Source organism: Legionella rowbothamii, assembly GCF_900639985.1.
GTDB lineage: Bacteria > Pseudomonadota > Gammaproteobacteria > Legionellales > Legionellaceae > Legionella > Legionella rowbothamii.
The window spans coordinates 316,995-331,526 of the sequence record NZ_CAAAIM010000001.1 but is presented as its reverse complement, the minus strand read 5'-3'; the positions used below and the strand labels follow the sequence as shown (position 1 = coordinate 331,526).

The following is a 14,532-nucleotide window of genomic DNA, read 5'->3' as shown; positions in this document are numbered from 1 at the left end:
TTTGTTATTATTGGTTCATTCTGTTCGTCTTAGCACTGAGGGGATGTACACCCTTTGTGCAACTCAATTGGAATAATCAGTATGATGTGTAAATTTTTCGATGATTCGATGCTTTATGGCCCCAAACCAACCGTTCATTATTTAACTGAACAATTGCTGGGCGATGTATGGGAGGTTGTGCAACGAAGTGGTATTCGTATTAATCAAGCGGAGCTTGCTCAATATGTATTGAGTTTGGATGGTGAGTACTCGTTTAAGTTTTCGGTAATTGCTTTGTCGAAAAAGGAAATTATAGGTTTTGCTCTATTTAGCGATTACGAAGACGAAGTATTTTTGAATCATTTATATGTATGCCCCACTAAAAGATTTCAAGGTATTGGTTCGTTACTTATGACAAGGGTTCAGCAATATGCTGGAAGTCGAGAGGTGTCCTTTATTGATACGAGTAATAATTTTATGCCTTGGATGTGCGTATTACCTATAGAGGATAGGATTAATTTAATTAATACCATGGGGTCTTTTTATTCGCGGTAAGTGCTTTTTTTGTTTTGATGGATTAATAATCTTCGAGTTCAGAGCACTGAGCCCTGGGTTGCTTCGGCGGAGTTTAAATTTTAAAATTAGTGTTTAATCTTTTTATTAGAGCTCTTCATTGCGAGAAACGTAGGGACGAATCAATCCAGGGGGGTCGTAGCTCGGACCCCAGGAAGTTTCACCAGGTCATCTTTTACGAATGTTTAAATCCAAAATAACACAGAACAATGCCTAGAATTACATCAATTGTCGCAGCAATGTAATTGATTGTTGCTGTATAGGTATACAACATCGCTGGGTGAAAAATTATACTAGCCCCTTTAAGTAAGGTCAGCCATGCGATAAGTGTAATAATTACTCGCCAATCCCACTCCCAAACGTTATGACTTAATACGAGTAAAATACCGATAATTAATGTGAAAAAACCAGTAACAAAAACGAGTGGTTCGTTCCTTGTCATCTCGTTAACCAAATTTACAAAAGAATGCATGTTGATAAACATAGATAGACTGACGATAAGAAGATAGGCACCTATAGCCTTGGCCAAGAAACGTGATTTGTCCATTTCAAACTCTCCTATAAAATAAGCTAAGAAATTGATTCTTAACTCATTCTAGCTTCCTTATAAGTATAGCATAATTCAACTAACATGGCTTTTTATTAACCAAGAGAGGCTGTGTTTACTCTATAAATCGTACGTTTGGTACAACCAGCCTAATCCAGTCTTGTACAGCACTAACTCTTGGAAACCATGAAATGTCGCCATAAGCAGCATTTCCATTACCATCGGAATTAATTCCAGCAATAACCCAACCGTTTTTAATGTAAATCCATGCGGGGCCACCGCTGTCTCCTGAGCCAAGAATGCCAACAAGCGGTGAGATTGGCATGGTTATACCTTGATTAGTCAGGGGATTGGGTATTGAGCCATCTTCTTTAGGTAGCCAGAGTCCTAAATAGTTGCCCGCATCACCTGTTTTTGGGGTTGGGACTTGAGCATTCACTACGGATTCAATCAATCCTTGCGCAGCTGCGGGCTGATCTCCAGTCTCAATGGAGGTATCTTGCCCCTTGGTGCCAGTACCACGCCAGCCATAGCCTATCATCGTTAGCACTTTGCCCCGTTCTTCACTACCTTTATAAAGCGCTGGTTGCATACCTCCTGTAGTCACCTCTTCTTTTAAACGCACAATGGCAAAATCATAGCCTGTCCGATCATTGGCATTAGCATTCCATAATGGGTGTAAAAAAACGGCTTCACCATGATAATCCCTACCATCAAGGGTTTCATAAGTATAATCTGCTGCTTTAGTGCCTGAAGGAAACATGTGTCCTGCTGTTAAAATATATCCATGCCCATTGTAGTTAGCTATCCATGACCCCGAGCCATCCATGGCGTTTGATTGTAGAAAAATTAATGAGCTAAATTGCGGGGACCAAGCAAGTGCTTCGGCTTTTTTAAAACCTGACTTTTTATAAGTGCTATCAAGAATAATAACGGCCCAACTTGTTGTTGTTAGGCTTAAGGATAATATCACTGTTATAAGTCGTGCCATCCAAGTCATCGTGTCGCTCCATTGAGTTCACAATTCATCCATTACTTATTCAATCATAGTTCTACGCCAACTTACCTGCAACCGCCTTCATTGACTCTTCAGAGTAATCTAACCTATGATAATGCTCCCATTTTTGAATGGTTTTTTATTTGTTTTAACAAGGGGTTATAGTAGCGATCATGCTTGGGCCCCTATCATCATTCAAAGATTATATTTGTAGGTTGGACCAATGGGCAACATGGAATTCTGAAGAAGCTTAATGTTGGCTAGGGCTCCAACCTACGGTTATGAAACTCATAGTTTACGGATAATTTATGATAAAATATTTAAGGAATTTTAGTGTTGTCTTGTTATTGTTGATTTATCACAGTGCTTTCTCTGCGAATAGTTCTTTTTTTAATATTTCTGCGACAGGGACTCCTGCGAACCTAAGTATCACATTGTGTTTAAATGGGAAAGGCGCTTTGTCATGTCAAAATTATAATGTTTCTGCCTTAACATTGAGTATACTTACAACTGTACGTAATCGCAGCTATCCATGGGCGGGAATTAAAATAAACACTCCTGGTTATGCACTTTCAGGCTGTAGTCAAAACAGTAATGGGTATTGTCTATTTTCCGTGAGTAATACCAATGCGGCAATTATTCCGATTACACCGCCGACATGCCAACCAAGTGTAATTAATTTCACACCATCAGTGACCCAAGTCAACAATCCATCGGGTAACCGTGCTAACCTGGCTCAGCAGTTTACCGTTAGTATGACTATGTGTAATTCTCAAGGCAAACCACTTATTCCTTCTGTGAATAATCCAATCCATGTCGATGTTTATGGTGCACCCAACGGGGTAATTTGGCCTACTTCAACGACGACTAGTACTGGGACTGTAACATTTACCTACAGTGGACAAGCATTCCCAAATAATATTTCAATCAATGCTTGGATTAGCGACAGCACCAATAATGGCGCCGCGCTTGGTGTAACTCAGGTGCTAAAGAAAAATAAACCCTCCTCGTGTACTTATGGCATTACAAGTTATCACGTGCCTTTATCACAGACATTACCCTATGCTTTAAAAATAAAAGCTGACGTAGGCTATGACCAAGATGACTCTATTGGTACTCTCACTGGTTATACGATTGATACTGGTTCTTTGGGGGTTGTTGTACCCACTCAAGAGCTGCCTCATAATGGGAACGTAATCGGTCCTGGAGCACCAGGGGTGAAATATTATGATAGCAGCGGTAATACTTATTCAGGCAATTATTATTTAGCTCCAGTGCGTATCAAAACAGCTACAGGTACTGTACAGACTCAGCCAATTATGGTGCTAGGAATTGATAAAGCTTATTGCGTGGGCCCTGCTGATAAATCATGTCATACCACTCCACCTACACCTGATTTACATTACATTGGCGTTGGTTTTAACCGTAACAGTACGACTTCAAATGACTTATTCAACTCACCAACGGCCAATGCATTTCTGCACATAACTAATGCCAGTAATGGAACAGATATGAGCCCTGGCTATTACCTCACACCCGGGGATGCAAGCACAAGTCCTGATAGTTTAATTCTAGGCATTACCTCCACGGCAACAAGCTATGATGTAGTTAATTTAACACCCAATGCGGCAGTTCCTGGTGACTTTAATGCGCAATTAGGATGTTATAGTTTTCCAGGGTCGTCAACACCCAATCAGTTCTGCGGGACTGCCCTGCTTGATGTTGGAATTGACTCGATGTTCATCGATTTACCTAAAGCCCAATGGCCGGATGGCACCTATGGTGTTGATAATTATGTACCGGCAGGAATCGATATGTCTGTTTTAATGGGGCCCTTGAGTACGCCTGCGATGAGTTATAGTTTTACCACGGTTAATGGGAGTACACCTCCAAGCGATAGTCCTACTCCCGTGAGTGTGCAATGGATTAATACTACCGCAACAGGTATGGTTTTTATTAATACTGGAAGACGGCCATTATATTCATATAACTATTTTTATAATGGTCAGTGTGGCCAGGTAGGGTTTAAGGCTTTGCCCTAGGAGCCTGCGTAGGCGAGCCTTGATAGTCTGTAGCCGTTAATAACTTTGGCCGAATTCCCGCGGCTTGACCGCGGGAGTGAGACGCTTATAAAGTTGGTTGGATCTGATCTATAGGCGCTGTCGTTGAAACCGTTATTGCCACCTCATCAGAAACTTCTTTAACTTTTTCTAATTGATCCTCATAAATTGCTCTAATATTCTCTTCGTTGATTAAGCTTTTATTATTGTATTTTAATAATCTTTCAGCCACCTGAGGATTTGCTTCATTAATCGCATTCTTAATTTGATTAAGAACCTCTCCTGGCTTAATGAGCGCCTCAAATCGTTGAATTAATTGTTCTGCTGCTGTTGGTTGCTCAGCCGAGTGTTTATCATGAAGCTCTTGCCATCTATTTATCGTGGGGGCTTTGTGCGGTACTTGAGATGATAAGGGAGCAGGTGTAGTTATTGGTTTAGAAGGACATTCTATGCCGTAAAGCTTATTAACATTATTTTTTAGATGCATCTGTTCGTCTTGGTTAAAGGGAATGACCTTCGTCTGATTGACTCGAAAATTATCACCAAAGATCTTAGTTAGTTGCTGTGCTTGCACTTCTGTTTTAGGAACAATTTTTAGTGAGGCTGTTTTTTGATCGGCACTCCATAGACGACTAATATCTGCTTTTTCTTGGTGATGTTCATTTTTCGCATTAACTATTGCTGCAACTCGAGGAAAGACATTCTTATCACAAATGATATACAGTTGGGAAAGGTCTTTTTTCTGATGGTATTTGTTTTCAACCATTTCTACGAGCGTATTTAATTTTTCTTGGGATAAATTGCAACTTAATCCTCTAGATGATTGGGCTATAGCCAAACCAAACTCCTCGCCTAGGGTCTTTGCAACTGAATTATTAGTAGTACTGAGGGTATAGGTCCCATTCTCTTCGTGTTTTAATTGAAAAGGAATCCGGCCTTCTGGCGGATCAATGCGTAGAGTGTTAAGTAGAACCTTTGCATCTGGAGAGACTGCAGAGCTTTTAGAGCAATACTTTTCTAAGTGATCGAGTAAATTCAACTCGTGTCGAGTAAGCGGCATACGCTGCTCAAATACCATCAAAATCAGCTGATTATTTTTATGAGCTTGGGCTGCCATACTATCAACAAATTTAATGTAATCATCAAGCTCTGCGTGAGGCATTCCACTTTTTACCGCCATTTCGATCATATCCGTTTTTATTTTGATAAAATATAAATCAAAATGGCTGGCTTTTCCGGTAGCAATCTCCATGCTGTAGGTATCCACTAAAGCCTGTATTTTGCTTGCATTAACGCCACTGCTTTTAATTGCTGCCATCTGTTTTAATAAGCCTTGGGGGGATGGTGTGTTTTCTTCAATACGACGTAGCTCTTGTCTTAATCCAGGAAAGCTTTGTATTACTTCTTCATCAGGATTTTTTCCGGTGATCATCTTTTTTAATAAATGAAAACCAACCATACGTTCGGATAACTCGGTATCATAAAAAATAGTGTAATTTCGATACATTGCGTGTCGTGCTACGCCGATTGCTGATGATCCTCTAAACATAGCTGGTACATTTGCATAGGGATTTGTAAATGAAAAATCATCCTGAAGACTGGCGCATACCCCCTCTCCTTCATAAGGTTTCCCATAGTCAAAGCCATAGAAGGCCCCATCAGCAAAGCCTTTATTTTGGGCATCTTTACCGACGCCATCGCGGTCACCTACTGCAATACCAAAGATTAAATTTTTAGCTAAGCCAGGAATCTGTTTTGAATGGGTTAGAGATACGTTTTTCTTATCAACCAGAATTCCATTGTAATCAGGTTCTCCTCCATTATGAAGAAAACTGGTGAGTTCTTGTAAGCCATTTTTCCAAGCGCATGCTAATAAGGCATGCGCATCTGTTCCTTTATTATTAACCCAGGCCAGTTCTTGTCTTTGATTGTGGGCACTAAAGATACCGGCTAACCGAGTTCCTACAAATTCTCTTATTGCCTCTTTATTGGCTTTGGTTCGCTCTTTTTGCCCCTCAGCATAATCCAGTTTATACATCCATGAACTTAATTTTTCATTCTTAGCCACGCCCTCTTTGACCTGATCACAAAGCCATCCAATACACGAATGCACCTGTTTTGGGTCATGGGGACCCGGAACAAATGAATGGATAAAGTCAGCAAATATTTTTTGTTTTTGATTCAAATCTACCTTTTTAAGGGCCTTATCTAACTCCGCGAGCATAAGTTTATCATTTGCTTTTTTTACATTTTGGGGATCGGCTAAAATTCGTTCTAGCTCCTTAAAGAAGGCATCATCTAAATCAATCGCTCTAAATCCAGGTTCAACACCGCTAGGCTTTTGGGCATAACAAAATTGGTTTGGGCCAAACATTGATCCCAAGCGGCTAAGCTCTTTATTTTTGCGTAAAGTACTTTGACTAATTGAGCCTTCCGAAGGTGTTATTCTGGGTTCAACTTTTGGGGCTGAGCTTAAAGTTGGGGCACTTTGTGAAATAGGATTACTCCCTACTGTTTTTTTTTGAATTGGCGGCAATAGCGATTCTGGCTTAACCTCAGCTTGAGCATCAAGTAAACGCCTAATTACTCCATCATTTTTTACTTGATAGCGAGGATTAACACCTATTTCGACTCCCAAGATCTGCTCACAAAGGGCTTTAATCTGTTGACTAACCTTATTATTAACTCCTAATGAGGCATATGCAGTAGCCATAACGTCTAGCATTGCAAAGAGCTTTGCATCTTCAGAAAGGTCTTTGCGCAGTAATACCTCATATATTTTCTTATGTACATTTTTAGCATCAACATTCTTACTGGCGATTTCCCCTAAGGGTTTTAGTGCCTCAACAAAAGCTACATACTCTTTTACACAATGTGCTGATGAAATGGAATTGGCAGCTTTTTTATTGCTGGTGATGGATTCCATATAATTCTGCGTAAATTTGCTATCCAGATTATAGGGTTGTCCCAGTTCTACTTGAGGGGTTACTTTATTAGCTAGCTTCATGCGTTCAACATACCTAGGGTCAAGTTGTATTCTATCGAGCAAGGAATGGTAAACCGCATCGCGTAGGGCAACAGAGTCATTGCCTGCATTGGCAAGCCTCTGCCAATCGGCTCCATAATTGATGTTTCCTTGACCTGGAAACCTAGGATTAGTAATTAAACTTTGGAGTGCGCGATAACCACAACTCCAACTGTCTTTTTGTAAATTATCAGTCGTGGGATTAATATTTTTTGCTGCTGCATTTGGGAATGCTCTATGAGGGGCATCTTGATAATTAATTGCATTTAGAAGAATATCCCGCTCGTTCCCTCTTAGTGGCATTGAATCTTTATAATCAATGCTAACTGAATTGGTGACCGGATTAACCGCTACTATCGCGCAAGTCCAATGCGAACCTTGAGCGCGTAAAGATCCATTGTTCCCGCAATTGATCAATAAAGGAATGGTATAAGGCACATTGCTATTCCCATGCTTTTCTCGTTCAAAATGTAAAATCATCCCAATATCATTAGGATTTAAACGGGTAATATGGGTGCTGTTTTTTATATTGAGTTTAATCAACATACGTTCTAAATCCACTTCACCAAGCCATTCGGTGGCTCCTAGCTCACCGTTAAGTAACTTTTCTGCAACACCTAAATTATTATGTTGCGCATGTAAATCACGTAAGGAACGTCTCGCTACCTTCTGATTTTCTTCTAACCACAGCAAAGAGGCATTTTTCTCATCAAATCCTGTGGCAACTGGTGGGGTTGTATTGGTGAATTTAATTTGCTTATCTAATAATTGCTTTAAAAACAGGTATTCCGCAGTATAATCTTTACGGGTTTCAGGATTATTGCTCCCAATACCGGCGAGATTTGAGTTGTTCCCATTGTCTAATTTATTAATATGATCCAGTGCAGCAGACAATTGTGTAAAATTGGCCATATTCCCTAACCAGGCAGGATTATATTGCTCTTTGAAGGTATCTCGTAGGTAACGCTCAATAATCAGGCGTTTCTTGTCGGCATCCAATACATTTTTAGCATCGTTAGCTGATATCATCTCATCATCCTTGGGGTTCACGTTATCCCTACACGTGAGAACCTCCTGAATTGAGAGCTGTTTAGCTATTAATACAGAGCCTCATTCGGGAGATCCTTTGTCGACGTAAGTGTACATCTACTTCTCTTTATTGAAATCCTGGGTGGACATCATCACTTGGTGTCGTCGGTGTTATTACCAGCTCATCAGGTATTTCTTTAATATCTTTTAGTCTTTCTTGAATAATTGCCTTGATATTGTCTTCATTACCTAATGTTTTATCATTGCATAGCAGTAGTCGTTCTACATCATCAGGATTGGCTTCAATAAGAATGTCTTTAATCTGCGCTATAACCTCAGTTTTATCAACTAATGTTTCAAATCGTCTCACGAGTTGTTCGGTAGGAGTTAGCTCATGCTCTTTTTTATGAAATGCTTTCCATTTCTCCCCACCAGAATTGTTGGACTCAGAGACTGTTTTCACTATGGAGCTAAGCTCTATTCCTACGTCATCAACAGTGGATTTAGTCTTGATACGGCTTGCGTAGTCATCACGAGCATAAATTGCATCGAGTCGTTCCTTGAAGACTTGCAGTGTTCCGTGGCGAATGTTAAGAATTTCTGCCTTATTTAGTGTTACGCGCAGGCCAAAAATTTTATGAATGTGTTCCACTTGCTTTGCTGTTCTTGCTTCGATTCGTATCGATAAATCGCCATTCTTTTCCCATTTAATCCCAAATCCTGCTCTGGGTGTTTCATGAGTATTGTCACTATTTATCATTGATGAAGCACGTTTTAATACCGTTGCCTTATATGTAGGTTGGAAAAGTTGTTCTTGTACTTTTTCATTATATTTTTGGTCAGCAATCGCCATTAATTTACTTAGTTGCTCTTGAGTCAGAGTATAACTCACTTCTCCTTTTGACCTGTTCGGGCTCGTTAAGCCAAATTCTTTTGCTATAGTATTGGCCATGGTCTTATTGGTAGTACTTAAGGTATAAGTACCATTTTCTTCATGCTTTAATTGGAAAGGAACACGTTGATTTTGTGGTTCAAAACGTAACCTGTTTAGGAACACTTCGCCATCTGGAGACATAATTGATGTAGGCGAACAAACTTTTTCCAAGTTATCCAGTAAGGCAAGTTCTTGTCGAGTAAGCTCTATACGTTGCGCAAAGGTTTGTAATATTCGTGCATTGTTTGTATGTGCTTGAGCTGCCATTTTATCAATAAATTTTATGTAACCAGAAAGTTCTTCATAAGACATACCACTTTTTACCGCCATTTCCATAATATCAGTCTTGATTTTGTAAAAATACAAATCAAAATTAGATAATTTTCCTGAACCTACATCCATTACATGAGCTTCGAGTAAAGCCAGTGTTTTGAGATTAGTACAGTTATGTCTAATAAGATCTAATTGTCTTAATAAAGCCTTGGGAGTGGGTGTATTTTCTTGAATACGATGTAGTTCTTGTCTGAAACCGGGGTAGCTTTTAATTACTTCTTCATCAGGATTTTCTCCAGTGATCATTTTTCTTAATAAATGCAAACCCACCATACGTTCAGATAAGGGCGTGTCATAAAACACGCTGTAGTTTCGGTACATTAAGTGGCGTGCCACGCCTACTGTTGTTTCTCTTCTAAGGAATTCAGGCACTTTAGCGTAAAAATCATCGAAAGAAAAATCATCTTTCAAACTATCACAGACACCATCACCTTCATAAGGCTTACCATAGTCAAAACCATAGAAGGCACCATCGGCAAAACCTTTATTTTGAGCATTTTTACCGATACCATCGCGGTCTCCAATGGCAACACCGAAAATTAAATTTTTAGCTAACCCGGGAATGATCATCGATTGTTTCAATGGAGCATCTTTATTTTCAACTAATACCCCACGATAATCAGGTTCTTTTCCATTACAAAGAAAATCAGTAAGTTCACGCAAGCCATTTTTCCAACCGCAAGCTAATAAGGCATGTGCCTCATCCTCTTTGTTATTTACCCAGGTAAGTTCTTGTTTTTGGTTTTGCTCACTAAAAATACCAGCTAATCGCGTACCTACGAATTCTCTTATTGCCTCTTTATTGGCTTTTATTCGCTCTTTTTGCCCTTCTGCATAATCAAGTTTGTACATCCAGGCTTGCAAGTTATGATTATTCGCGACGGCCTTTTTGATTTCTTCACAAAGCCACTTAACACCAGGATTGAGCTCCATGCTCTCACCATATGGTTTTGGAGTATGGGTATTAATATAAATAGCAAAAATTTCTTGCTTACGTTTTAGATCCTCTACTCTATCAAGAGCTGCTCCTAATCGACTTAGATGATGGGGGTCGTCGGAAGGTACTTGGGATAAAATTTTGCTCAATTCTTTAAAAAATGTCTCATTTAAATCAATGGCTCTAAATCCAGGCTCAACACCGGAGGGTTTTTGGCCGTAGCAAAACTGAGTGAGGCCAAACATGGTGCCGAGGCGTGCGTCCTTTACATGCTCACGTAATTCAGGCTGATTTAAACGCGCCCCTTTCCTGTTTATTGACCCTTCTGAGGGGGTTACTCTGGGCTCGATAGTTTCAGTTGTTCTTACTGTGGGCGCGCTATGAGATACTCCTGTACCTGTTGTTTTCTTTTTAACTGGGGGCAATAAAGACTCCGTTTCTCTTCTCTCCAATTTAACTCCCGCTTGGTTATCTAGCATACGACTCATTAAACCATCTTTTTTAAATCGATAAAGAGGATCTTTACCTAATTCTACACCCATCTGTTTGTCACAGAACCCTTTAATATAGGTACCTAATTCACTATTAGCGCCGCCAAAGGAGGTTATAATTTTTGAGTACTCAGTTCCCATCACATTGAGAATCGCAAATAATTTTTCGTCAGAAGATAACTCTTTATTCGTAATTACTTCATTTACGCCGTGCTTTAACTCGTCAAGAGCGGATGTTCGGCTGGTAGAAACACGTATGGTTTTCAGCAGAATACTTATTTTTCTATAATCTTCGGCAAAATTCTCTGATGCACCAAGGCGAGTGGCCCCATGACCTCCTCCTAGTAACTCGCGGTAATGCTGCGTAAATTTACTGTCGAGCTTGAATGTTTTTTCACTGGTTGAAGTAACCATGGATGGATCCAATTCCATGTCTTCAGCATATTGATGGTCAATTACCACCCCATCTAAAAGCTCATCGTACACGACATCACGCAGAGTTGTAGAGGTACTCGCTGCACCGGTAAGCCTTAACCAAGTAGCCCCTTGGTCTACATTTCCTGGTGTAGTAGGGAATCCAGGGGCTGTGATTAAACCTTTTAATGCGCGATAGCCACAACTCCAGCCATCTCTTTGTAGTCCAGTAGAGGCGGTATTTACTGTTTTAGTTGTATATGTAGGGAACGCTCTATATGCACCATCTGAATAATTAATAGCTGCTGTAAGAACTGTGCGTTCTGAGCCTCTAAGAGGCATTGAGTCTTGGTAATTAATGGTAACTGAGTTGGTTGTGGGGTTCACGGAAACCACTGCATAAGTCCAATGTGAACCCTGGCTGCGTACAGAACTACTTCCGCAGTTAATTAACAAGGGAATGGTATAAGGTGTTGTGGATGAGCCATGTTTAATTCGCTCGAAATGCAAAATCATGCCAATGTCTTCTGCATTTAAGCGAGTGATGTGAGTGCGGTCTTTGACTCCTAATTTAATTAGCATGCGCTCTAAATCTACCTCACCGAGCCATTCTTGTTGTCCCAAGTCCCCATTTAATAGTTTTTCTACAATACCTAAATTACTGCTCTGAGCATGCAAATCCCGTAAGGAACGAGTTTCTAAATGCTGATTAAGGTGCAAGCTCCAAAGAACCGCATTTTTTTCATTAAACTCTCTCGCGATTGGTGGAGTATCATCGGTCAAAGGAACTACATCATTTAATATTGTTTGTAGCATCATGAATTGTTCTTTATGATCTTCGCGCGTTGTTTCATTACTGCTGCCGATGGCTGCTAGTTTTAAATTGTCATTCCCTAATTGGTCAAAAAAATTAAGTGCCTTTGCTAAAGGTGCATAGTTACCCATAGTGTCTAGCCAAGCAGGATCAAAGTTCTCTTTGAATCGCGCTCTTAGATAAAGTTCGATAATGCGACGTGTTTTTTCTTCATCTAATGTGCGTACGGCTTCGCTTGTAGATAACATATCATCGTCCTCTAAAGATTAATGATAAAATATGAAGCCTTACTATAAAATCTGCTTCGTTACTAAACTACTTTATGCTTCTAAAATTAAGGCACGATTAATCGGAGTGTAAAAAAAATGCAAAATTTAAATCTATTAAACAAGTTGTATTGCAGTTTATATGCTCATATTGCTTAATTTAAAGTATAGTACGTTAATCTTATGATAGGCACTCTGGTATTTTTTAATACATTTAGTTGTCTTGGAATCGTACAATGTTATAATTAAAACCAGTAACTTAATTTAAGGCCAATCTCATGGGAGCTATAGAAAAGGACGACAATTCATTACCCTATACCTTGTTTCCAGTGAAGCAATCTAATGGTACGATTTCATACTATTGCAGCGATTTTAGTGAAGAATTAGGTCATCAAGTCTACAAGGGATATCCCTGTAGTCTAAACCAGCCAGCTGCGTCAGGTTTAACACCTTCACGTATAGAAAAAGAAAAATTAGCGATTAATAAACAAGAACCAGTGGCAATCAAGGTCTATGATGGAGAGCAGCAACCTTCACTTTATCAATATTATGCTTCTGAAATTGCAGTGCTAACTATCGAAGATCGTGATGTGCTCATTATGGATTATATTGAAGGATTCCACATTACTCCAGAATTGAATGATAATTCTCCAATAAAGCAATTAACCTTTTTTCAAGCAGTGGATCTTGCATGGCAGTTAATCCTAGGCCTCAACCACCTACATTATAATAATCTCAGCGGCCTTCCAATCGTACATGGTGACATTACCGGTAATAATGTCAAAATCAGAAACAAAGAACTGATAATTGATGGAAGAACTGTACGTAAAATGGATGCTTTATATTTGGATTTGGATTTTGCCAAACGGATAACTGACACTTATCAAGCTCCTCAAGGGACTCCAGAGCACCTGGCGCTTGAAGTACTTGATGGTATCTATTCTGAAGCCAGTGATTTTTTTGCTCTAACTCCTTTATTATTAAGTCTTTTTGGTGCCCACAATCCTTTTCAAGCGATTATTGAATTTCGAAACAGCCATGAGTCTCTGGAGAAAACGGAATTAATAAAAAAATTTCGTGATATTCCTTTTTGTACGGAAGGTCTATTTTCTCATTTTGATAAGAAACCTGAGCTTAGCGTCCTTGCTTTGTTGGAACGTTTTATTATGCAAATGGGAGCCAAGGAGCGTAAAAGTCGCCCCATGTCGAATACTATTCTTGAGTTTTTTACAGCATTGAGGCAATTATGCCTAATTAATCCCTCAGATACAGAGCGTGACTTTTATCTATTGCGTTTAGATATTGCAGCCCAAAGCGAGAACTGGCTTACAAAGCCACAGTCCTTCCAGCGGTTTTTAGACTTAGAATCAAATATACAAGATCGCCTCATTGGATTAATGAACTCGAGCATTTGTCTTTTATTATATCGACGCGCTAAAGAATATAATGCAGCTCCCGAACTGATAGAGCGGTTGAGGAATAGTCTTGCTGATCATTTAAGTGAAAAAAGTCGATTATTACAGCCCCCTTCTCGATTCAAATCGATATTCTTCTCCTCTGTTACCCAGGGCGATATCCAATGGTTACTTCATTGTTATAAACATAATGAGCTCGATACATTTAATGCACCGGCGAATGAAAAATTAAAATCTAAACTGGTACATTGCTCGGAACTGAGTATTGCCCCCTTTATTTCTGCCGTTATTGAAGGAATAAAAAAACCTTTGGAGCCATTATTAACATTGAATATGCCATCTTGAGAACAAAATTGCTTAGGGGAATTTTTTAGGAAAGCTGAACTCATATACATCACCTTTAAATGGAAAAAGAAATTCAAATTGAGCTTGAGCAGATGGTATTAGCTTAATTAGTGCAGTTAGATATACTGATAACCAGTTTTTTATTGATGTAGCATTTTGTGGTGGATTGATAACAATTAATGATTTATTTTTTTGATGGTCAAAAAATGGAAATAGGAGGCTTTGGTAAAGCAGGAAAGCCATTAGCTTTAGGCTTAGTAAAGCAATTTGCAAAACAGATTGATGAATTGACTCGTGATTATAATATATTCGATTACTTATCAGAACCATCTAAACCAATTACTATGCGTTAATTTCTGTCTGAATATTCAAC

General features: G+C 39.3%; 8 protein-coding genes. 4 read left to right on the top strand and 4 right to left on the bottom strand.

Annotated features, from left to right (window positions below):
* The first annotated feature begins 81 nt into the window (after positions 1-81).
* On the top strand, positions 82-534 hold the full coding sequence (locus E1P08_RS01385; protein WP_133135232.1) for a GNAT family N-acetyltransferase: 453 nt from the start codon (positions 82-84) through the stop codon (positions 532-534).
* 193 nt (positions 535-727) lie between these two features.
* Here the strand turns inward: E1P08_RS01385 and E1P08_RS01380 are convergent, their stop codons facing one another.
* Both E1P08_RS01380 and E1P08_RS01375 read right to left on the bottom strand, forming a co-directional pair.
* Positions 728-1,099: a hypothetical protein gene (locus E1P08_RS01380; RefSeq protein WP_133135231.1), complete on the bottom strand. Its 372-nt coding sequence runs from the start codon at positions 1,097-1,099 to the stop codon at positions 728-730.
* A gap of 115 nt (positions 1,100-1,214) precedes the next feature.
* A complete protein-coding gene (locus tag E1P08_RS01375) occupies positions 1,215-2,099 on the bottom strand; it encodes a trypsin-like serine protease (RefSeq protein WP_133135230.1) in 885 nt (294 codons plus the stop codon).
* A gap of 305 nt (positions 2,100-2,404) precedes the next feature.
* Here E1P08_RS01375 and E1P08_RS01370 point away from each other — a divergent pair, with 305 nt between their 5' ends.
* Complete coding sequence (locus tag E1P08_RS01370; RefSeq protein WP_133135229.1) at positions 2,405-4,138, top strand: hypothetical protein; 1,734 nt, start codon at positions 2,405-2,407, stop codon at positions 4,136-4,138.
* A gap of 85 nt (positions 4,139-4,223) precedes the next feature.
* Here E1P08_RS01370 and E1P08_RS01365 read toward each other — a convergent pair whose 3' ends face one another.
* Together E1P08_RS01365 and E1P08_RS01360 are read right to left on the bottom strand one after the other, a co-directional pair.
* Positions 4,224-8,210 carry a hypothetical protein gene (locus E1P08_RS01365; protein WP_133135228.1) on the bottom strand — a complete coding sequence of 1,329 codons (3,987 nt, stop codon included), beginning with the start codon at positions 8,208-8,210 and terminating at the stop codon, positions 4,224-4,226.
* 127 nt (positions 8,211-8,337) lie between these two features.
* The gene (locus E1P08_RS01360; protein ID WP_133135227.1) at positions 8,338-12,381 is read right to left on the bottom strand and encodes a hypothetical protein; all 4,044 of its coding nucleotides are present in this window, start codon (positions 12,379-12,381) and stop codon (positions 8,338-8,340) included.
* Positions 12,382-12,677: 296 nt separating this feature from the next.
* On the opposite strand from E1P08_RS01360, the gene E1P08_RS01355 reads away from it, so the two are divergent.
* Together E1P08_RS01355 and E1P08_RS17075 are read left to right on the top strand one after the other, a co-directional pair.
* Positions 12,678-14,159 (top strand): protein kinase domain-containing protein, encoded by a 1,482-nt coding sequence (locus E1P08_RS01355; RefSeq protein WP_133135226.1) that lies wholly within the window; start codon positions 12,678-12,680, stop codon positions 14,157-14,159.
* Positions 14,160-14,338: 179 nt separating this feature from the next.
* Positions 14,339-14,512, top strand: a complete 174-nt coding sequence (locus tag E1P08_RS17075) for a hypothetical protein (RefSeq protein ID WP_165485051.1) — start codon at positions 14,339-14,341, stop codon at positions 14,510-14,512.
* Positions 14,513-14,532 lie beyond the last annotated feature (20 nt).